We start from the raw sequence: 21,869 nt of genomic DNA, 5'->3' as shown, positions 1-21,869 counted from the left end.
TCTTTTTTCTATTTTTGAGGCAACTTCTGCTCTATTTAGAAAGTAAACTTGTTCAATTTAACAAAGTGAAAGTGAATTATCAGGTATAATCCATATTTATTATAAATATATTGACTCGAATTACGTTTCGTCATTAAAATTAAGAGTGCTACGTACAAAATGTATAAATGCTTATTTCATGTTCTAACTGTAATTAGTGATAGAAAAGGATGGTCAATCATGGCAGAGAAACGCTCTTCTAAGGGTGGAGAAATCCCCCAAATGCACAATCTGGATGACATAGATCGCAAAATATTGGCTGCTCTGCACCACAATAGCCGGATGTCCTATACCGATCTGGGACAACAGATTGGGTTATCTCGCGTAGCCGTACAGGCACGGATTAATGCACTATCCGAAAAAGGCGTTATTGAACGATTCACGGTTGTCATCAACCCCAGCAAGGTTGGACTACAGGTCTCAGCTTTTTTCAATGTCGACGTAGAACCTCCTTTTCTGGATGAGGTAGCGGAGAAGCTGGATGAAGAACCAGCCGTGACCAGCCTATACCATATGACAGGCCCAAGTACCCTGCACATGCATGGTATTTTTGCCGACATGGAGGAGATGGAGCAGTTTCTACTAGAGAAGCTCTATAAGATGCCTGGAATCGTCAAAGTAGAGTCACAACTATTGTTAAAGCGTTATAAAAGCCGGATGGGCATGAGACTGTAGGAGGATAACAGCATGAGTTGGAAAGTTTATAGCGGTCTCGTCACAGGAATGGTGCGAACCGGAATTTTGGGATATGGCGGCGGCCCTTCGGTAATTCCCTTGATTCGTTATGAGGCCGTTACACGTTATAAATGGGTCAGTGATGAGGAGTTCGGGGAGATTTTAGCTATCGCTAATGCTCTCCCGGGTCCGATTGCGACCAAAATGATTGCATACTTAGGTTATAAAACCAAAGGTCTCTTGGGCGCGATTGTAGCAGTGCTAGCCCATATATTACCGACAAGTATTGCCATTATTGCACTGCTCGGCTCGATGTACGCGCTACGAGAATCCAAAGTGGTCGCGGGCATGGTGGCAGCCGTACGCCCAGTCATTTTTGTCATGCTCGGCATGATGGCTTATGAGTTCGCCATGAAGGCGTGGAAAGGACTCGGCAAAACCTTTGCCCTCCTATTTGGGGTCATTGCGTTTGTACTCTTGTTGCTACTAGACATTCACCCCGGTATCGTCATCGCTGTCTTTCTCGTCTATGGTTTCTTCCACTTTGATGTGGTTCAGCGCTTCAAGTCGAAGGACAACGCCGATAAGGGGGTGTCCTAGACGATGCTGCAGACATGGTGGGAGTTATTTTGGGGATTTTTTGTAGCCAATATATTAGGATACGGGGGCGGTCCAGCCTCCATTCCGCTGATGCAAGAAGAGATCGTGAATCACTACAAGTGGTTAACGACAGAGCAATTCGGTGATGTGCTTGCCATTAGCAATGCGCTCCCAGGGCCAATCGCCACGAAGATTGCTGCCTTTGTTGGTTATCAGGTTGCTGGCTGGTTTGGTGCGTTCATTGCCAGCTTCGCTACGATCGTGCCTTCGGCCGTCGCATTAATTCTATTGCTGCGCTTGCTTAACAAATACCGTACCTCTTCAAAGGTCAAAGGCATGACGCTGTTAGTACAGCCCGTCATTGCTGTGCTCATGATTTTGCTCACATGGGAGTTCGGCCAAGTCTCAACCGAGTCGATCGGCATCTGGCAAACCCTGATTATTGCTGGAATCTCGCTGTGGGTCATGACTAAAACTAAGCTTCACCCTGCTATTCTGATTGTGATTGCCTTTGCTTATGGCGCATTCGTTCTGCCTCATTTCATGTAATGGGAATACTAATAACATAATAACAAAGCCAAAAAACGGTGATGCCTGTTCTAAGGAACAGGCATCACCGTTTTTCTTTTGAGTAATCAAGTTTGAGTAGTTTAGTAAGTTTGCCTTATTCGTAGCGATTACTTCGCTTCAACAACGATCGTCACTTTCGTTTTCACGCCAGCATAGGTGACCGTAATTGTTGCTTTACCCTTACCATTCGCTTGAATAACGCCGTCCTTCACCGATGCAGTTGCAATACGGGAAGACTTCCACAACGCTGGTTTGGATACATCTGCTTCACTACCATCTGCAAATGTTGCTGTTGCAATGACGGTCGCTTTGTCACCTGGCTTCATCGTCAGCGTAACTTTGTCGGTTTGCAGATATTTCAACGTATCTACATCCACTGCAATCGTAACCGATTTACTGCCATACTTTGCTGTAATTTTAGCTTTACCTGAACCGATAGCTTTTACAGCGCCTTTGCTCACCTGTGCAACCTTGTAGTTATTTGTTTTCCATTCTGCTTTATCTGTTACATCACGTTCGCTACCATCACTCAATAGGACAGTAACGGTCAGGTTTTCAGTGTCCCCGGATTTCAGCGAAAGTGCTGGCACGGATGCTTCAATCCGTGAGATGACATCAACCTCAACCTGAATGGTGACTTTCTTGGAACCGTACTCTGCTGTGATGTTTGCTTTACCACTGCTGTTCGCCGTAATAACGCCTTTTTTCACATCAGCCACACGTGCATTACTTGATTTCCAAGTTGCTTCAGAGGATACGTCTTTCGTCAATCCATCCTCATCCGTAGCAGTCAACTCGATTTGTTTTGTTTCTTTCACAGACAATACTACGAAGTTCTCATCTGCTTCCAGATCACTAGCCATGCCAACTTCTACGGGCAACGTTAATGTTTTTCCTTCGATTTTGGCTGTAATGGTCGCTTTACCCGTTGCTACACCCGTTACATTACCTTTGCTGTCAACTTCAGCGATTTTTTCACTGCTGCTGCTCCATGTTGCATCCTCAGATACATCCTTGGAGATGTCACCGAACACGGCAAAAACTTTAGCAGCGAACGTGCCACCCACTGCGACGGAGGCTTTTTTCTTCTCCATCTCATACTTGTCGGCTACATCAACATTGACCGTGAACTTAACGGTTTTGCCGCCATAGGAAACGGTAATGGTCGCTGTACCGGATTTGTATGCAATCAGTTCGCCGTTAGATACATAGACGACATCTGCATTATTGGAAGTCCATGTTGCTTTTTTCGTTACGTCTTCCTTGCTTCCGTCGATATATTCTGCTTTTACGACAAGATTCTTGGTTTTGGTATTATCTGCAAGGCTCATAGCAACCTTGTCCTCAACACCATCGATATCGAGGTATCTCGCTGTATCTACATCCACTGCAATCTCTACCGTTTTACCACTGTGTGTCGCTTTAATCGTAGTTGAACCACTACCCACAGCCGTAATTTTACCTTTGAATACGGTAGCTACCTTCTCATTGCTGGATGTCCATGTGGCAAGATCTGTGACTGTCTTATCCGCACTATCCGGGTAAGAAGCGGTTAGTACAATATCTGCTGAATCCTTGCTTTCTGGGCTTGTACCATCGACACGCAAGAACACGCTTTGTACATCCGCACTCAGTTTGCTAGTCAGATCAACATCAACATCAATCGTTACGGATTTCGTACCGTATGTTGCTGTGATTTTAGCTGAACCGGCAGCGTAACCTTTGATTTTACCTTTAATTGCATCTGCTACCTTCTCGTTGCTTGTGGTCCACTCTGCAAGCTCAGTTACAACTTTTGTTGAACCATCTGGATATGTTGCTGTCAGTTCTACATCATCTTGACCATTCAATAACAGGTTGATCTGTTTCTTATTCACATCTACACGCTTAACCACTTCAACGTTAACATCTACCGTTACGCTTTGTTTACCAACCTTACCTGTGATCACGGCTGTACCTGCACTTTGGCCGGTAACCTCTCCATTTACTACAGTCGCTACTTTGTCATCACTAGAGGACCATTCCGCAATTTTCGCTGCTGCTTCCTCTACCGTGTTGTCACTGTATGTTGCTGTTAGATTGATCTTCTTCGAAGTTCCGATTCGCAGATCCAGTGTCTGTACATCCTTAGATAGCGCTTTGACCTTTTTCGTCACATTGACATGAATCGTTTGTTGTTTGCCCTGATAGGACACGGTTACGGTTGCATCACCCTCAGCTTTGGCGCTGATCGTACCGTTATTCGCTGTTGCGATTGAGCTGTCACTACTGCTCCAATCCGAGCTAATCGTCACACTCTGCGATGTATTATCGCTATATACCCCTGTAGCCGTCACTGAAGTCGAATCACCCACTTCGAGCGACAACTCATTTTTAGACAATACAATTTTGGATAGTTCTTTATCTGCCGCAGCGGCCAGGCCTACGTTGGAAATACTCAGTACCAGTACCAGCATCATCACCATATACTTGGTCAATCTTGGCTTTAACATCATTTCCCCCCGATTGTAATCATTTTTTTCCTTACGTTTAATGTCGGCAGGTTCTTTCCAGATGTTTAGACTTTCAGGAAAATTAGTGGAAATTAATTCTTATTCTGCTGTAAAAAGCACTCAAGATCATATAGGATAAGTTCCCGCATACGATATTATAGCGGCAATTGAAATTGATGGATGATTGGGGGACAACGATGACGAAGTCTTTCGACTACATTGAATATTGGGAGCAAACGTATCGCTCAGGAGAAACGTCAGGGAGAGGCTCTTACGGGGTGCTGGCTGAATTTAAGGCTGAGATCGTGAATGAGCTCATTCAGCGAGAAGGCATCACCAGCGTAATTGAGTTTGGATGTGGGGACGGTAATCAGCTGCAATATATGAACTATGGTACGTATCTCGGCATGGACGTAGCAGCATCGTCTGTTCGTTTATGTGCTTCGAAGTTTGCGAGCGATACATCTAAAAGCTTCATGTTATATACACCTGGTCTGTGGATTAACCGAGGTTTTCTTCAGGCAGATCTGACCATCTGTCTCGATGTGCTCTACCACATTACAGATGAACAAGATTTTCGGAATACACTGTATGATATCCTGCATGCCTCTGGAGAGTGGGTTGTCCTCTACACCCGGCTGAAAGAGATAGGAAACCCAGGCGTTGATACGATCCAAGATCGCAATCTGTTCCATTACCTGTATGATTATCCGGAATTCAAAGTGCAGGAGATCATCCCGCAGCGTTATCCGGATCAATCTTCAGCGGATTTTGTTATTTTGAGACGTAGCCTGGAACTTAGAGACGCGCATGAGAACACACCGTAAAACCTCCAGTAGTTTACCTAATATCTCGATACTATAGGGACACAATTTGAATCTATTTGGAAGGAACGTAAGGATATTATTAAACTTGCTACTCCGATGAAAGCTAAGTAACCTTCTATTCCGTCTTAGTCTATATTTTTTGTAAGTTCCCTTATCTCAAAAGGAAACTTCCCCAGCTTAAACTTTTTACGTAATTGCTGTTCTCTAGCGGCATAAAAAACAACACAGTGGCAAGATGTGCTCATGTAAGGATTCTGGTGAATTCCACAGAAGACTCTACTTTGCACACTCAACCACTGTGTTTTTCTATTTATAGATTAAGTTAGTTATCATGACTCATCAATAATTGCAGTAGGCTGTTGAAATGAATTAAAAGAACCCGGGACGTCCTTGCAGCTTCGCCAGTGCTTCCATATAGAAATAATCACCGTAGATAATCGGGACATTAATGCCCCGTCCCTCTGGATAATGCACAGTTCCCTGCATAATTAAGCCTTCCTCAGCTGCCGACTCACCTGAGCTATATCGCTCGTACAAGCCACGAGCGATCCGCTCACCTGCCGCAGCGTATTCCGCTCCGCGTGGCGACAGCTTCGCGAGCTCCAACAGTCCACTCGCGGCAATGGCCGCAGCGGACGAATCCCACGCCACCTGATGCTCCGCAGGTGCGCGGAAATCCCACATCGGCACGATCTCTTCGCCAAGCATGGCGAGGAAGAAATCGGCCGCGCCTTCCGCTGTCTCCAGATAGCGGGCTTCGCCCGTATGCCGGAATGACAGCGCAAACCCGTGCAGCGCCCAGGCGGTGCCCCGCGCCCAGGCGGAACCCGGAGCATGGCCTTGCCCGCCATGCTCCCGAAGCTTCTGCCCCGTGTGTGGATCGAACTCCACCACGTGGCAGATGGATCCGTCCTCGCGCACGAATTCACGCGCGACGGTGTCCGCATGTGCTTCCGCCAGCCAGCGGAAGCGCGGATCGCCGCTCTGCTCTGACGCCCAGTAGAGCAGCGGCAGGTTCATCATGCTGTCAATGATGGCTACGCCGCGCGTGTCCATCGTTGACGAGCTGAAATTCCAGGCGCGGATGAATTCACCGCGCACGTGGAACCGGGCAGCAAGTAAATTCGCGGCGAGTATGCCCCGCCGCTTGCCATCTGCGCTGCCCGTCTGGCTGTAGTTGGCTACGCCACTAAGCAGCCAGATGAACCCCAGATCGTGATCGACAGAGTCCGGATCACGAAGACAACCCTCCAGTTGGCGCTCACAGCTTTCAGCAATACGCGCCAAGGAGGCAACCGCCTCAGCATTCGGCGCTGCTTCACGGACCAGCCAGAGTAGCCCCGGCCAGAAGCCCGCCGTCCACCACTCTGGATCATTCTGATCATATCTGCCTTGCGGAGCGATATGTGGAAAGGTATCTTTAATCCGCTCTGCGTTGCGAAGTACTTTTGCTGAACCCTGCCGCCATGCCTCTTCTACCCAATTAGCCGTGTCTGTCATACGTTGTATCCTCCTCTAATCAATCTTTTTTGTGTCCATCTGATTCTTCTCTACACTCGTGGCTTAGTGATGAACTTCATTCTGCACCAGGTCTCCTGCACAGATGACAATGTGGTTTCCATACCCTGACTCGATGTACGTACCAAGACAAGCTCCGTAACATATAGCCTGAGAGGAAGATGATCATGGTCAACCGTATCCACCACTTCAAGTCGAGCAACCCAACGTTCCGAGCTGTGTTCCGGTTCATAGGTCATACTCACCACGGCTTTATCGGTCTTCCACTGAACCACACCATCATGGATCACTGGTTCGACGTGGCTGACTAAGCGCTGAGTAACATTTTTGTAAGCAACAGCATAAGTACTACTACTAGCATTTGGAGTTGCACTCACATTTGTATTTCCAGTTACATTTGTATTTGCATTTGTTCTTGCTTCAGCAGACAGATTCAGCTCACTTGCTCGTGCCACATCATCTAAATCTATATCTGTACGATCAGAATCGTAAACAGACTTCCATATAAAATGATCCTCTACCAACAGTTCGGCCTCTTGCGCTGCCGGAGGACAATTCCAATTGAAACGCCTTGTATATCGATCCAACGTAGGTGCATTCCCATAGGCCGATGTGAGGTCGAACTTGATTTCTGCGCTATGTGGTGATGAATGCTTCATTTCAAGCATCCTTGCTTCCGCTTCTCTTCCAGATTGCTGCACCGTTCCTTCAAGGATTGGTACGCTATGTCCCTGAGAACCAATATGGAGAATACTCTCCCGTCCAGGACTGAAATAAGCCTGAGTATACGCACCTGCACCCGGATCACAGAGTATGTTGTCACCCGCTGCATGAAGAATAAAATGTCCCAGATCATTGTGATTATGAGGTTCATCGTTATGCCCACCTTTGACCGAGAAAGCAACTTCGATCCCTGCCCTCGCTTCGGCACTCATCAATCGGGCCTTCCCCACAATCCATGATAGATCCTCCAGAACAATCATTGACTGAGAGAGGAGTTGCCCAGCTTGATCACGATGATCACCAAGTACAGTCCTATCTGTCCATAACAGATTACGTGAGACATGTGTCCAGCGCCTACATGGATCATCTGTCAAACGAGGGATGGACAACCGCCAGTTGACTTCCCCTTGCGTTCGCTGCGCTAACCTCGATAACAAGCCTGACGGAATAATCTCCCGTTCATGACTGTCTGAATAATTAACAAATGTACCTGCAGACATGTGAATATGCTGGGGAAATAACGCAATCGCTCTCGTCTTAGATTCAGATAACATATCGAGTGTACCTGCACTGAAGGTTCTCAACATCTCTGCATAATACGTATAGAAGCCAAACCCATATACCCAGTAACCAATCCCCTCTGCACATCCGCCATCCTCGCCGTATCCATGCAAAAAGGCATCCATGGCTTGCAAGGTATGTTCTACAGCCTTAACCCGAAGCGATTGATCCTCCAGCAGAAGGAGTGCAGCCACCCCACAGCCACCGCTACATACGGCCGACCAATTGTGTTCTGCACGTTCCCAGCCGTACGTTCGATCCTCTCGGTAAAGCGGCGTAAAAATCCGGCGTTCCATCTCAGAGCGAACCCGGCGCTCTACTCGCTCATCGATGATGCCACCCAGCATGACAATAATCTCTGCAAGCATCTGAGCCGTCTCTGCTGCAAACAGATCAATCCATGTGTAAGCAGTCGCTTCTTCTCCAGATGGTATGTGGGCAGAGAGGCACCAGGTATGTTCATTACACACACTCCAGATCAGATCCTCCAGCAGAGATACGTATGTAGAAGTCTTCGACGTAGCCGTTAATACACTAAGAGCCACTATTCGTCCACGACGTTCAAAATAAGCTGCTTCATACGCCTTGCGTTCCCCAGTATCCCTGAATTGGCGCAAAAGGGTAAACGATAATTCAGGCAAAGGCTCACGGCCTGCCCTCAACGCATACGACTCGATGTCCTTCCAAAAATCACAGTATTCCTGATCATCCCGTGTATTCGCAATCTTGCCTTTCCACTCGGAAACGCTTACTAAAGCTTCCGGGGTTCCCTGCTCCAATGCCTCCGCAATCTGCCTCGTCGTCCAGTTCAGTCCAGGATGGACGGTCATGAGAAAAGCCTCCTTACCACTGTAACCGATTTCAATTTGAGCTATTGCTTGATATGCATATGATTATTTTAACACTCTTTAGGGAGTAACTTCCAATTCAAAAATAGAACTACTCGCTTCGATTTACTTGTTCCTACCGCATTGCAATAAGCGAAGAAAGTTTACATAGTCTTCCTTCGCTCACGATATTATTGCGTGTTCAAAAAGGTCGGTTTTCAGTACCAAGAAGATGGGATGAAGATAGAAATGGAGTAGCGGAGCGTAGGCAAAACTACGTGAGCAACTACATTGTTTCCGAAGGAAACAAACTTCGTAAGCCTCGACTTATTTCGGCTGAATCCCATATTCGAAGCTGAGATGCCGACAGGCATCCTTCGTAATCCAAAGCGAACTTTTTGAACTACCTCTATTATTGTATTTTCAATGGGCTGTTCTGTACCACATCCAACCACTGGCGAGCAATCAGTTCATGTCCTGCTGCTGTTGGATGAACACCGTCCCATAACCAATAAGCAGCTTCAGCCTGCTGAAGTGCATCATTGAATTGCTGTTGCAGCGGTACAAATACAGCATCAAATTCATGGGCGAGCTCACGAACCAAGTGCTGATATTCGCCAATTCGCTCTTGCCAACGATCCCAATTTTCCACGGTAGCTCCTGTTTGCAAAATAAAAGGCTCCATAAGCACCAGCCCCGTATTTGGCATCACTTCACGTGTCTCTTCCAAAAGGTGGCGGTACGCTCGTCCCAGACGATCGGTGAACCCTCTCGCTTCACCATTCATGCTACGCCATGCATCGTTAACACCAATCAAAATGCTAATAAGATCCGGCTTCAAGCTGAACGTATCCTCATTCCAGCGTGCATACAGGTCGGATGCGCGGTCACCACTAATACCTCTATTGTAGAAAAGCGGCTGTCTAGCTGCTAGATCTACACTCAATCTGCTTGCGACTAGATAGGCGTACCCGTGACCGAGAAAATGATTTGGGTCATCATTACGGGATCTTCCTCCATCTGTGATCGAATCTCCCTGAAACAATATAACGGATGAATGTGTACTCGTCATTGATACCGTTCCTTCCTTCGAATAATAATAGCAATGAACACCTGACTACCTCATTCCCCATTTTATCCCTTTCCCGCCCAATAGAAAATAGCGTTTTCATATTTAAAATAAGAAAGAACCTAGACACATGTCTAGGTTCCATTTTGCTCTTTCGCTGTATAACCGCCGCCTTGATAGGCCGTTTCATCTTGCTTATCGGGTGCGCCATGACGTTTGGCTTCCTCCCATAGATCTGCCGCATCATCTAAAGGAATGTAACCAATTTTCTCTTTGAGGTATCCAATATCGTAGTAATTGTCTGTATTCGCTGAAGTTCCATATAGGTTAAGGTACGTAAGGTCTGTGTCTGCCTCAATACAACAATGGGCTAACTGCACCATATCCCGTGGCGAAATCCAGATATGTGCGGAACGTTCGGAATGTGGATGTGTGTCCCCAGAGAAGTTACCAATTCGGATATTGAATGAAGACAAGCCATGCTTATCCACGTAATACCGTCCCAACAACTCAATATAACACTTGCTGAGCCCATAGAAGCTATCTGGCCGATACGGATCATCAACCTCGATATCCTCGCCTGTTTTATAGAACCCTGTTGCATGGTTCGAACTTGCAAATATGACACGTTTCACACCATTTAATCGAGCAGCTTCATACAGATGATATGCCCCGGTCACATTAATCGGCAGTACTTTGCCTAGAAAATCCTCTTCATCTTTTGCCCAAGCAATATGCAGGATCGTATCCACACCTTGAGTGAGTTCCTTGATTCTCTCCGCATCCGTAACATCCAGCTCTACAATTCCCGCTTCATCGTCCTGCTGCAGATCAGCAGCCACAATATCATACTTATCAAGGGCTCTTAGACCCGTAAGCAGACTTCGACCAATTACACCAGCCGCTCCTGTAATTAACACTTTGCGCCCTATCGTTCCCATCGATCTCGCTCCCTTCGCTCTTCAGCATCATGTTCTATCATGTAAGACACTTCTATAAGAGGTTGTTCAAAAAGTCCGCTTTTGATTACGAAGGATGCGCGAGCGGCATCTCAGCTTCGAATATGGGATTCAGCCGAAATAAGTCGAGGCTTACGAAGTTTGTTTCCTTCGGAAACAATGTAGTTGCTCACGTAGTTTTGCCTACGCTCCGCTACTCCATTTCTATCTTCATCCCATTTTCTCGGTACTGAAAACCGACCTTTTTGAACACGCACTATAAAGCATTATTAACCGATTAAGCCGAAGGTTTACTCCTAATCACTGGAAATTTAACGTAGAATTAACCCATCCAATACCTCAATATCATCATCGCAACAATACCTACTAGGACGGTTCCAAGTAGGCTTCTTGTCCAGATTGCAACAATAAGTGTGGGCAAGGCAGCCCATAACGCTGGATTCTGTGTGATCGGTACTAGTTTGTTACCAGACATGAAGAGTTCCTGTCCAATTAGAGCAGCCATAACCGCTACAGGTACGTATTCAAGCCAGCGAAGCAGCCACATCGGAATCTGTATTTTACTGAACAACATCAAGGGCAGCACGCGAGGGATAAATGTTAACAATGCCGAGCCCATAATGATCCAGAATACATCCCATCTTACTTCCATCTTTCCATCACCACTCCCATGGTCGCCGCAATGACTGCGGCTACAATAATACTCATGCTGCCTAGTGACGCCATGCTCGCGATAATGACACATACCACTGCGATGATTGCGACGTTAATATGTAGCTTTTTATTATTCCGTTGTACAAGTTGAAGCACGATCAGACCGATGAACATAGCAGGTAATGCAAAATCAAGCCCTAACCGCTCTGGATTCGTAATCCAGCGCCCAAAGTACGCTCCCGCCATATTCGCTGCAAACCAGTTCAGATACGCGGTAATATTTAGTCCATGCATCCAGCGCTCACTTAATCTCTCGCGCCCGATTGCACGAGTCATGGCCACACCGAACGACTCATCGGTGAGGAGAGAGCCAATCCACATATTTTTGAGTGGAGTCAGATGGCGAAAATACGGAGACACTGCTGCACTGAGCAACAAGTGACGAAGATTAACAAAGAATATCGTAAATATAATCGCAGTTGCTGACCCATTCGATGCTAACATGCCAGCAGCAATAAACTGGGCAGATCCTGCGTATAAGATCAGACTGAGCAGAGCCGTTTCCGCTAAACTTAGACCCGCTGTCATTTCAATAACACCTGCGGCAAAACCAATGCTTAGATAGCCTAACAATGTTGGGATACAGTCTTTAACCCCTTGCATAAAAGAAGCTGTATCCTGCACGTCTGCTGCGGATGAAGGCTCAGCCTCGACCATGACTGCTTTACTCAATTCGGGTACAACCCCTTCCTACTCCTCTTGATGTATGGGTGTTTTTCACACATTAATCTAGAAATATACCACAAGATGAAAGATTCGGGGAGAGGTAAATTTTTTATGCAAAAGTACTCAAATAGACCTAATCCAAATGACCTATACAGCCGAATATATATTACATGATCACCTAAGTCATGATGGGACAAGCTTAACCTTGCTTATGTCGTGATCCAGAACAATAACAATGTAGGATGTCGCTGTTTTTTGCTCAAACGTGGTTGATCCAAATTATTGCGGGTGTTGCTTAGAGGGGGAATATGTATGAAGAAGAAACATGAGGTTGTTGTCAAAAGGTCTATACAGATGAGAGAGAAATTGATTCTGTCATTTGCGATTGTCCTACTCATTCCAACGATCAGCCTAGGCATCATCTCATTCCAGACAGCCGAAGGCAAAGTGGAAGAAAAGATGTATGAAAGTGCCATGAGCAGTGTGAATGTGCTTAATCAGACCATTGATGAGATCATTGGTGCTACACGAAAAAATGTCGATTTCCTGGCTTCCCAGATGGATGCAGGCAATGTAGGATCAACTCAAGGTGACGAGACAGAAACCATTCGTACCCTACTTGATGCATATAAAGAAACCCACGATGACGTAGAGCTTGCCTCGATCGGTACGGATCAAGGTGTGTATGTCAATTCTCCCGTAACCGCGGTCAATAAGGCAGGGTATGACCCTCGTGAACGCCCGTGGTATCAAACTGCAACACAGAACAAAGATGTCCCAACCGTTATCACACCATATATCTCCAGTAACACAGGTAACGTGGTTGCCTCAGTAGCTCAGACCACAGCAGATGGTCATGGCGTCGTCTCTGTCAGCCTTTCACTTGAAGGCTTGTCGCAGACCGTTAACAATACCAAGATTGGTACCAAAGGTTATGTGTACATCATTGATAACGCCAATAAAATCATCGTTCACCCTACCGTGGAGCCAGGGACAGAAGGTACTGCTGCTCCATTCCAAGACATTTTTAATCAGAAAAACGGTTCCCTTACGTATACATTAGAAGGACATAAAGAGCATGCATTCTTCACAACAAATGAAACAACAGGCTGGACAGTTGTAGGTGTTATTGACAGTGATGAAGTCACTGCATCCGTTCGTCCTATTCTGTATACCACGCTCATTGTCGTTGCCATTGCTGTTGCCGTAAGCTCCATTATCATTTACTGGATCGTACAATCCATTACACGCCCACTGAATCGCCTGGTGCAGGCATCTAATGAGATTAGTGATGGTAATTTGGCGATAGAGGTACCGGTTACTGGTCAAGATGAATTCGGTAAACTGAGCACTAGCTTCAACAAAATGAGCCAATCTCTGCGCAGTGTGATTCAAGATGTAAGACAGACTGCTGATGAATTAACCAGCTCATCTAACCAGCTTGCTGTGAACGCAACTGAGACAACGAAAGCGACCGAGCAGGTTGCGCTGATCACCGAAGAATCAGCAACAGGCATCGAGAAACAAGCTAGCCGTCTGAAGCATACTTCGCAGCAGATGAATGAACTTGCTGGAGGCGTTGGACAGGTGACGGACAGCACTCAGCAAGTCTCCGAAGCTGCTCTACAGGCTAGTGAGTTAGCTAAGCAGGGCAATGCCTCTATTCAAACGGTCGTTACTGAAATGGATTCGGTAAGCCGCTTTGTCGATAATATGACCAAAACAGCGGAGCGCCTTGGACATCACTCAACCTCCATTGGTGAAATGGTCTCAGTCATTACTGATATTGCAGCGCAGACTAACCTGCTTGCCCTGAACGCTTCTATTGAAGCCGCACGAGCTGGTGAACATGGACGTGGGTTCTCTGTTGTGGCCAGTGAGGTTCGCAAGCTCGCAGAGCAATCCAGCGAATCCGGCCAACGTATTGTCGAGCGCGTTGCCTCCATCAGACAGGAGATTGAGCAGGCGAATAAGGATGCCCAAGCTGGGCAACAGGATGTGGCTAGCGGAATCCGTGCTGTTCGCTCTGCTGATGAAGCTTTTGCACAGATCGATCAAGCCGTGGATGTAGTTAATCACCAGTTAGAAAGTATCGCAGCAGCTTCACAGCAGATGGCTGCAAGTACAGCAGAAGTGGTTCAATCCATCGATCATATTCACTCTATTTCTGAAGCGAATGCAGATGGTACAGAGAATATCTCCGCAGCAACAGAGGAACAAGTTGCTTCCATGCAGGAGATTTCATCCTCGGCTGACTCTCTGGCGCACTTAGCGCACAGACTGCAGAAGCTGGTTGACCAATTCAAGCTATAAGTCTTCTGATCCATTCGCTTGGCATCGTTGCAGTTAAGCTGTGGTAAATCATTTAATATTGAGTATTACTTCAAATAAAAAGTGCCCCGCTGGTCAAAATTAACCTAGCGGGGCTCACTCTTTTTATAGAACATGTTATAGAACATTAAGATACACATTTTACATTATTTTCACTTTACCTCTGTTGCCTCAATTTATACCTGGGTTGAATCAGCTACTCTTGCTATCTCCATGGTAACCTTGCTCTCCATAAGGCTGAAGCTTCTCCATCCATGCCTGCAACAGCTTCGCCAGCGCATCTTTTGTGTCAAAAAACGGATTATCTTGCTTTTTCAACTTCTCCACGACTTCAATCGTAAAAGCAGACTCTCCATATTCATTCCATTCTGCTTGTAATGATCGATTGAGATGGGTTCCCATCTGGAGCATGAACTTCTGTCCATTCATCGTTTTCAGATTAGGGGTGCTATCCAAAAACACCTTCCCATTTTGTTCATTGCGAATTTGATATACACCTGCCTCAATCTTAACCTCTTTAGCCTGTTCTTGAAGTTCTTTACGGCGATTCATACGTTCCAACTCCCCTTTCTTCAATTTATTCTCTTCAACCGTTGTTGAATGTCCCCCATTGGAGGCTGCACCCGTACTGCTCTGTGCCCCATCAATTTGATCAACTTCCCGCCAATATTGACTGCCATCCGCTTCTCGACCGAGAAATCCATAGTCAACGAGATAACGACGGATCTCAACATCATCGTGATAGACCTGCTGTAACAGCGCTTTGACTTGTTTTTCCGTGTAGGTTCGTCCGGGTTCGAATCGTTTGATGATTTCAGTCAGCACAATAAACTTGTGCTTTTGCTGCATCTGGAACGTCGTAAGCATGCCGTCCGTACCTTCGGGGAAATATTTAGTTAACACCTTGGCTCGATCCTGATCGGATATATCGAATGATCCCCTATTCATTTGACCAACTGGTTTGTTCACAGGTGTCACGAATTCAGCTGGTGCATGGGTATCTTTGCTTTTGAGAAGCTCCATCAATGCCAAGAATATTTTTGCTTGCCGTTCCTTTTCCTTCAACATATATCTATGGTTTCGAATGGTGGAAGCACTGCCAATCCCAAGTGCCTCCTGCACTTCGGCATCTTTCTTCCCTTCATAGAATTGAGCAAGCAAGCCCCGCTGTACATCCGATAGTCCAGTTATAGCTTTGTCCTGCTCCAGCAAATATTCAAATACTGATCCATGCGTTTTCTCCAAATGAACTCGAATGTAACGCTCTGCCTCATACAACACGCCGTCTTCGGGATAGATGATCCCTACTTCGGTGCTGTACCCGCAGCAAATGCACACATAATTCGATGCTTCCCTCAAGTACCCTCGCTTGATCTCTTCTAATGAGGCTGTTTGCAAAATAACATCCGTTGATTTCATGGAAGAACTCTCTCCTTTATTCTCTATCGTTAATCTCATGTGAATGAATTCATGACTTTATCGCTAATACTGGTTCAATCCAATTAATTTATTTAATAATATAGACATTAATTTATAATGTTTGTTTATTTATAGATATAATATAATTAAGTTTATCAATTGTCAACAAACGCTCTTACTCATATAGGTATAGGACAGAACATGTATCCAGAAGGTAGTTCTCTCGTCAGCTTATAAGCTGGAGATCAAAAAAGGCTGTAGGGTTATAACCCCACAGCCTTACATATCTTTTTCTACAACGCGTTCTATAGTTTGAAACGTTCAATCATACTCTGAAGATCCTCTGCCATACGGGACAGAGCCGCAGAGGACGCCGCAACCTCTTCCATCGTCGCCAGCTGTTCCTGCGCAGCGGCTGAACCATCCTCGGTTCCTGAGGCAATCTGATCCGACAGAATGATCGTGTCATTCACCGCTTTGGTTACATGCCCCATTCCACCATCAATCTGACGGGAGGCAGCCGATACTTCCTCTGCTTGCGCTGCAACCTGCTGAACAGCATCCCGAATATCTTGGAAGGCCTCTCCGGCTTCTGTAATCATTTGCGAGCTCTTCATCATACTTTCGCCTGTTTGAGCAAAGGTCGACTGTACCGCATTGGTCTTCTCTTGCATCTCTTGCATCAGCTCATTAATACGCTCAGCCGAACTACCCGAGCTCTGGGCAAGTATCTTCACTTCATTAGCAACAACGGCGAAGCCGCGACCTTGCTCACCTGCTCGTGCCGCTTCAATGGTTGCGTTCAATGCAAGAATGTTCGTCTGTTTAGCAATTGCCGTGATCTCGGTAACAATCTGAATAATCTCATCATTTTTGGCACGCAGATCCTCAATCACAGCTTCAACTGCCTTACTCTCATCATTGACTTGGTGCATATATGCTACCGCTCCATCTACCGTAACCATCCCTGCCTCGGATTTCGTAGAAGCTTCCAGTGCAATTCGTGCAGTACTTTCGGCGCTCGTTGAAATTTCCTTAACACCTAAGGACATCTCTCCAACTAATTGTCCTGTAGCCGAAAGACTTTGATTTTGCTTCGTCGTTCCTTCCGCCGCGCCTTGCATCAGCTCAGCCACCTGCTCCGTCGCTTTGGATGTCTGTTCTGAACTTGCCATCAGCTCTTCCGATGAGGCTGCCAGTTGACTTGATGTACCATGAACTTCGCCAAGAACTTCACGCAGAGACGAGGTCATCGTGTCAAAGCTATTCGCTAAGTGACCGAATTCATCATTTCGCTTCATGCCGATATGAACGGTAAGATCCCCTGCACTCACCTGAGAAGCCGCCTGTGTAAGCTGCGTCAATGGACGATGGATGCTACGGATGATAAAGATCAGCAAAATAATACCGACCAATAGCGAAGCGCCTACCACCATGTACGTCCGAATCAAAATGGGTCTTACTGCTTCAGTCGCTTCAGAAGGAACCAGCTCGCCAACAATTTTCCAACCCGTCGCTGGATTCGTGAAATATACGGCTTGTAATTCCTGACCTTCATAGGTGTATTTCACAGTACCCCGGTCTTGCGTGTACATCTCATTAATATAACTTGCATCAGACTGTACCCCAGATTCAATATTGTAATGGAAAAGAAACTTCCCTCCATTATCCAGCATGTACAGCTTACCTTCTTTACCGATATGTATATTATCTACCGATTCCTTCAGATGATTGAGACTTACATTGGCACCAAATACCCCTTTACCATCGGCTAGCTTGGCCGCTGCCGTCACAACCCATTCCCCAGTTGTCGCAGATTGGAACGTGTCTGAGATAATAGGCTCCGATTCAGCCATAGCCTGCGTGTACCAGCTCCGCTCACGTGGATCATAGATCTGCTCGCCTGGATCTGGGGACTTCATCCAGCTACCATCCTCAGCACCTATAGTCAGTACAGCGAGTTCATCGTGGTTTTCAGACATGCGATCCATCTGTTTTTGCACAGCAGGCGATTTGTTAATCACATCGCTAGACGTTACTCCTGCAGCTAGCTGTGCGGCATTATCCTTCTCCATATCAAGCATTTCATTGATTTGCAGACTTAGCATTTCTGTTTTGGCTTCTGCAGAACGAATGAGCTCTTCGTTAACCCGCTCCGCTGCCTTCGTGTAGGATAACCAGCCTACGCTAATGCTCGGTACAATCAGGAACAAGAGCAATGAAGCGATTAGCCGTTTTTTGACGGTCAAGGTAAACCATTTTTTCATCGATTTCTTCATTATTTCTATCCTCCATTAAATTCTTCACCCTTCTTTTTATCGGATAGACATCCAAAAAATATTACGTATAGATACTAAATATTTCGGATTTTGGAGATTGGCCTTCAATTTACAATATAGTTCCATGAACATCCTTAATTTTTGACCGCTTGTTCGAGATCGTTTACAATTGCTCATAAAGCTGGTTATTCATGAAACGTTTGGAAGGAGAGGATTCAAATTATACGCAAGTCGCAAGTGCAACAACCTGTTTCTAAGCTCTTTATATCGTTATCTCGCATCATGCTCGTACTTATGTTGTGTGCTAGCCCAGTGCTGGGACAGGCCGGGAATGTCGCTACGGCCGCTCAGGCGGCTAACACTGTCCATATTGAAGTGAATGGTCAAGAACAGATCTGGAAGAATCAGCCCCTTATTTTTCAAGGATCAACCTTCGTACCGCTTCGAGATGTTGTACAGTCCTTAAATGGTACGCTTAAGTGGGATGCACCTACGAAGACAGCTACCATTAAGGTGGGAAGAGACACCCTCATTCATCAGGCAAGCACCAGCTCTATTCAAGTCAATCACGTTCAACTGTCTACAGGCGTTAAATCTCGGACGGTGAATGGTACAATGATGATTCCGGTTCGTCCGCTTGCCAATGCGCTCAAGGCAGATATCAAGGTACAACGTACCGCCTCCGGACAGATGAGTGTAAATGTGAAGACAGACCAAGTCAGCGTATTAAATGCTGAACTTGCGAGTGTAGATACGTATCTGCGCGAAGCTGAGTTTCCTGGCATGGCATTGATTGCTAAGAACGGCGAGGTGTTACTGCGCCAAGGTTACGGCCTGGCTGATGAACACACTATGAATCGTCCGGATCAGAAGACTCGTATCGCTTCACTGAGCAAGTCATTCACTGCTGCATCCATCTTGCACTTAGCAGAAGAAGGGTTGCTCGATGTGCAAGACCCGATCTCCAAGTACATCTCAGGCATTCCAGAAGGGGATAAAATTACGCTACATATGTTGTTATCCCAAACTTCGGGTATTCCTTCCGCATTTGGCCGAGGAGAAGGAACTTCTTTGGAGGAAACCGTAGAGGAGATCCGGCACAAAACGCTGAAGTTTGAACCAGGCAGTGCTTATCTATACAGTAACAGCGGCTACGTGTTACTCGCCTATGTCATTGAGCAAGTATCCGGCAGCAGCTACGCTGATTATGTACAACAAACGATTCTGAAACCGCTCGGAATGAAAAACTCAGGAGAAGCCTCCCGTCAAGTTCATACGATCAGTGGATTTGTTTCCGAAAATAACGCTTGGGTGCCTGCACCTTATTACGTTTCACAATCGGGATCAGGAACAATCTACTCCACCGTGGATGATATGTTGAAGTGGGATCGTGCGCTCTACACCGATCAGATCTTGAGCCAAGATACGATTGAACAAATGTACAAGCCCTACTCTAGCAAAAACTATGGTTACGCTTGGATTTTGAAAGAAAATGATCAGAACCGTACCGTTTTCCATAACGGTAGTGGTGGTGGCTTCGCTACTGCGTTCTCTCGTAATCTATCCGATGACATCACAATCATCTTGCTCGGTAATCATGCGGGCATGGACATGACTACTCTGATGAGTGAGGTTGAAGCAGAGACAGCCAAAGCACTGCATTTGCAATAATGATGCTCTTCCTTTTAATTAGCCCAAGTTAATATATCATCAAAAAAGGACGTTTCCTTGGTTACCCATCTCCCGATCTATGTTGCAGGGAAATGAACCTCATGGATTCGTCCTTTTTGCTGTGTGCACTAGCCATAACCACGCACGCTATTGCACACTCTACACTCTACATTAGTACGCTACATCATCGTTTTTATCTCACTTCACTCGATCGACACAGGTGATATCCCCTGAAAAGGAATGTGACCTAGGAGCGCTTGAGCAACACTATTCATCGCGAGCGGCCGGCTCTCGTAAGCTGCTACGTAGACCTTTACGGTAGGTAGAGCAAGCAGATCATATGGGCTGCGTAGCGCTATGACTGCTAGTGGTTTTCCAATTTGCTGCAATGCTTCAATTAATCTGCCTTGTGATTCACCAGAAGGACTTCCGGCATTGTAGGTGCCTACGATAATTTGCTCCACTTCTTGCGCTCTGGCAGCCTGTAACATACTCGCAGAGGAAGTCGAGACATTCTCCACATTAACATACAGATCAATAACCTCCAGCCCATAACGCGACAATACAGCACCCAGCGTGGATGTTTCACTTAATTGTTCATCAACAGCACTGGTCACCGATGATGCAACGGTAATGACCAATGTACGCTGCATTTTCAGGGGTAACATCCCAATCTGATCACGTACAAGTGTGATGCTTCTCTCACTGATCCGCTGAGCTACAGCCTGATGGAGCGGACTGTTACGCTCTTTTCCAGTATCCATAGCGGGCATATCCGGCTGTGCGAGAGATCGATTAGCATCCTCACTTCGATTATCTGCATTCATTCTGCTGTCTAACAAACCATGCTTACTCTTATAACTCAAAAGCCGTATCACCGACTCATTGATTCGTGCTTCGCTAATTCGTCCCTGCTGTACCGCAGCAATTAGCGCCTCATAAGCCTCTATCTGTAACCTCGGCGTGTGACTAATGAGTACCAGATCTGCTCCAGCTTCTACAGCCATGACTGCCGCTTCAACCGTTCCATAGTGTACAGCAATGGCATCCATCTCCATACAGTCTGTTACAATCATACCCTCATAACCAAATTCCTTGCGGAGCAAACCGTGAAGTACGGATCGTGATAAGGTGACAGGTAGACGCTCTGATTCGAGTGCAGGAAAATAAATATGTGCTGACATAACTGCATCCACACCTGCTGCTATAGCGGCTCGAAAGGGAACCAGCTCAACTCGGTTCATCCGCTCTCGGTCATGAGGAATAATGGGTAGATCAAGATGGGAATCCGTATCGGTATCCCCATGACCTGGGAAATGCTTAGCTGTCGCTACAACTCCAGCATTTTGGTAACCCGTTACAGCTCTAACTCCGTAATCTGCTACGATATCAGCATTCTCACCATATGAGCGCACACCAATGACAGGGTTAGCCGCATTATTATTAACGTCCAGGACGGGAGCAAAATTCATGTTAATCCCCATAGATCTCAACTCTATTCCGCTAATATATGCCGCTTGATAAGCATCATCCTGGCAACCAGCAGCAGCAATCGCCATCTGTCCGGGCATTAACGCAATCCCCTCCGTAATCCTGGATACCATACCGCCCTCCTGATCAATGGAAATCCAGAGTGGAGTATGGTTACTTGTGGAAGAAATGCTCTGTAATCCCTCTGACAGTTGCTGTACCTGCTCGGGCGATTCTACGTTACGCGCAAAATATATCACGCCACCAACCGGGTACTGCTGAATGAACGCTTCAATATCTCCGGCAGCTTCCGTGCCATGGAATCCAATCAATAATATTTGCCCAACTTTTTCCTGTAAACTCATAGACTGCAGAATACTTCGAACCCTTTCCCCTTGCTCACTCATCTCCATTCCCCTCCCGATAAACCAGTATTCATCGTATGAAAATATGAAATTA

16 protein-coding genes are annotated in these 21,869 nt (G+C 46.2%); 6 read left to right on the top strand and 10 right to left on the bottom strand.

Annotated features, from left to right (window positions below):
- Positions 1-219: 219 nt before the first annotated feature.
- The 3 genes from chrS to chrA are packed head-to-tail and all read left to right on the top strand — an operon-like array spanning position 220 to position 1,863.
- On the top strand, positions 220-714 hold the full coding sequence (gene chrS / locus J2T19_RS18140) for a chromate efflux transcriptional regulator ChrS (protein WP_056703659.1): 495 nt from the start codon (positions 220-222) through the stop codon (positions 712-714).
- A gap of 12 nt (positions 715-726) precedes the next feature.
- The gene (chrB, locus tag J2T19_RS18135) at positions 727-1,314 is read left to right on the top strand and encodes a chromate efflux transporter ChrB (RefSeq protein ID WP_145050027.1); all 588 of its coding nucleotides are present in this window, start codon (positions 727-729) and stop codon (positions 1,312-1,314) included.
- 3 nt (positions 1,315-1,317) lie between these two features.
- A complete protein-coding gene (gene chrA, locus J2T19_RS18130; RefSeq protein WP_128099962.1) occupies positions 1,318-1,863 on the top strand; it encodes a chromate efflux transporter ChrA in 546 nt (181 codons plus the stop codon).
- A 128-nt stretch (positions 1,864-1,991) separates the two neighbouring features.
- On the opposite strand, the gene J2T19_RS18125 is transcribed toward chrA, so the two are convergent.
- The gene (locus J2T19_RS18125; RefSeq protein ID WP_307218139.1) at positions 1,992-4,376 is read right to left on the bottom strand and encodes an Ig-like domain-containing protein; all 2,385 of its coding nucleotides are present in this window, start codon (positions 4,374-4,376) and stop codon (positions 1,992-1,994) included.
- Positions 4,377-4,573: 197 nt separating this feature from the next.
- Here J2T19_RS18125 and J2T19_RS18120 point away from each other — a divergent pair, with 197 nt between their 5' ends.
- Positions 4,574-5,203, top strand: a complete 630-nt coding sequence (locus tag J2T19_RS18120) for a class I SAM-dependent methyltransferase (RefSeq protein WP_307218137.1) — start codon at positions 4,574-4,576, stop codon at positions 5,201-5,203.
- A gap of 369 nt (positions 5,204-5,572) precedes the next feature.
- Here J2T19_RS18120 and J2T19_RS18115 read toward each other — a convergent pair whose 3' ends face one another.
- From J2T19_RS18115 to J2T19_RS18090, 6 genes are all read right to left on the bottom strand, one after another.
- Complete coding sequence (locus J2T19_RS18115; protein WP_307218135.1) at positions 5,573-6,703, bottom strand: glycoside hydrolase family protein; 1,131 nt, start codon at positions 6,701-6,703, stop codon at positions 5,573-5,575.
- Positions 6,704-6,753: 50 nt separating this feature from the next.
- Positions 6,754-8,835, bottom strand: a complete 2,082-nt coding sequence (locus J2T19_RS18110) for a heparinase II/III family protein (protein ID WP_307218133.1) — start codon at positions 8,833-8,835, stop codon at positions 6,754-6,756.
- A gap of 409 nt (positions 8,836-9,244) precedes the next feature.
- Positions 9,245-9,904: an SGNH/GDSL hydrolase family protein gene (locus J2T19_RS18105; RefSeq protein WP_307218131.1), complete on the bottom strand. Its 660-nt coding sequence runs from the start codon at positions 9,902-9,904 to the stop codon at positions 9,245-9,247.
- A gap of 131 nt (positions 9,905-10,035) precedes the next feature.
- A complete protein-coding gene (locus tag J2T19_RS18100; RefSeq protein WP_307218424.1) occupies positions 10,036-10,833 on the bottom strand; it encodes an NAD-dependent epimerase/dehydratase family protein in 798 nt (265 codons plus the stop codon).
- Positions 10,834-11,182: 349 nt separating this feature from the next.
- A complete protein-coding gene (locus J2T19_RS18095) occupies positions 11,183-11,512 on the bottom strand; it encodes an AzlD domain-containing protein (protein WP_056703634.1) in 330 nt (109 codons plus the stop codon).
- On the bottom strand, positions 11,503-12,231 hold the full coding sequence (locus J2T19_RS18090; RefSeq protein WP_307218422.1) for an AzlC family ABC transporter permease: 729 nt from the start codon (positions 12,229-12,231) through the stop codon (positions 11,503-11,505). The genes J2T19_RS18095 and J2T19_RS18090 overlap by 10 nt, the downstream gene beginning before the upstream one ends.
- A gap of 321 nt (positions 12,232-12,552) precedes the next feature.
- Between J2T19_RS18090 and J2T19_RS18085 the strand changes: the two genes are divergently transcribed.
- Complete coding sequence (locus J2T19_RS18085) at positions 12,553-14,553, top strand: methyl-accepting chemotaxis protein (RefSeq protein ID WP_307218127.1); 2,001 nt, start codon at positions 12,553-12,555, stop codon at positions 14,551-14,553.
- A 210-nt stretch (positions 14,554-14,763) separates the two neighbouring features.
- On the opposite strand, the gene J2T19_RS18080 is transcribed toward J2T19_RS18085, so the two are convergent.
- Positions 14,764-15,990, bottom strand: a complete 1,227-nt coding sequence (locus J2T19_RS18080; protein WP_307218125.1) for a DUF2087 domain-containing protein — start codon at positions 15,988-15,990, stop codon at positions 14,764-14,766.
- 305 nt (positions 15,991-16,295) lie between these two features.
- Positions 16,296-18,269, bottom strand: a complete 1,974-nt coding sequence (locus J2T19_RS18075) for a methyl-accepting chemotaxis protein (protein WP_307218123.1) — start codon at positions 18,267-18,269, stop codon at positions 16,296-16,298.
- Between the two features lie 237 nt (positions 18,270-18,506).
- Here J2T19_RS18075 and J2T19_RS18070 point away from each other — a divergent pair, with 237 nt between their 5' ends.
- Entirely contained in the window at positions 18,507-19,940 is a 1,434-nt protein-coding gene (locus tag J2T19_RS18070; protein ID WP_307218120.1) for a serine hydrolase domain-containing protein, read from the top strand.
- Positions 19,941-20,143: 203 nt separating this feature from the next.
- Here the strand turns inward: J2T19_RS18070 and nagZ are convergent, their stop codons facing one another.
- Positions 20,144-21,817 carry a beta-N-acetylhexosaminidase gene (gene nagZ / locus J2T19_RS18065; RefSeq protein ID WP_307218119.1) on the bottom strand — a complete coding sequence of 558 codons (1,674 nt, stop codon included), beginning with the start codon at positions 21,815-21,817 and terminating at the stop codon, positions 20,144-20,146.
- Positions 21,818-21,869 lie beyond the last annotated feature (52 nt).

It is taken from the genome of Paenibacillus tundrae (genome assembly GCF_030812775.1).
GTDB lineage: Bacteria > Bacillota > Bacilli > Paenibacillales > Paenibacillaceae > Paenibacillus > Paenibacillus tundrae_A.
Note: the sequence above shows the minus strand (reverse complement) of the source record. Positions and strands in the feature narration are given on the sequence as shown.

Coding starts and splice junctions, on each gene's coding strand:
- J2T19_RS18085 (WP_307218127.1), top strand. CDS start 12,553: ATGAAGAAGAAACATGAGGTTGTTGTCAAAAGGTCTATACAGATGAGA.
- J2T19_RS18075 (WP_307218123.1), bottom strand. CDS start 18,269: ATGAAGAAATCGATGAAAAAATGGTTTACCTTGACCGTCAAAAAACGG.
- J2T19_RS18110 (WP_307218133.1), bottom strand. CDS start 8,835: ATGACCGTCCATCCTGGACTGAACTGGACGACGAGGCAGATTGCGGAG.
- J2T19_RS18080 (WP_307218125.1), bottom strand. CDS start 15,990: ATGAAATCAACGGATGTTATTTTGCAAACAGCCTCATTAGAAGAGATC.
- J2T19_RS18125 (WP_307218139.1), bottom strand. CDS start 4,376: ATGTTAAAGCCAAGATTGACCAAGTATATGGTGATGATGCTGGTACTG.
- chrB (WP_145050027.1), top strand. CDS start 727: ATGAGTTGGAAAGTTTATAGCGGTCTCGTCACAGGAATGGTGCGAACC.
- nagZ (WP_307218119.1), bottom strand. CDS start 21,817: ATGAGTGAGCAAGGGGAAAGGGTTCGAAGTATTCTGCAGTCTATGAGT.
- J2T19_RS18120 (WP_307218137.1), top strand. CDS start 4,574: ATGACGAAGTCTTTCGACTACATTGAATATTGGGAGCAAACGTATCGC.
- chrA (WP_128099962.1), top strand. CDS start 1,318: ATGCTGCAGACATGGTGGGAGTTATTTTGGGGATTTTTTGTAGCCAAT.
- chrS (WP_056703659.1), top strand. CDS start 220: ATGGCAGAGAAACGCTCTTCTAAGGGTGGAGAAATCCCCCAAATGCAC.
- J2T19_RS18090 (WP_307218422.1), bottom strand. CDS start 12,231: ATGGTCGAGGCTGAGCCTTCATCCGCAGCAGACGTGCAGGATACAGCT.
- J2T19_RS18095 (WP_056703634.1), bottom strand. CDS start 11,512: ATGGAAGTAAGATGGGATGTATTCTGGATCATTATGGGCTCGGCATTG.
- J2T19_RS18105 (WP_307218131.1), bottom strand. CDS start 9,904: ATGACGAGTACACATTCATCCGTTATATTGTTTCAGGGAGATTCGATC.
- J2T19_RS18115 (WP_307218135.1), bottom strand. CDS start 6,703: ATGACAGACACGGCTAATTGGGTAGAAGAGGCATGGCGGCAGGGTTCA.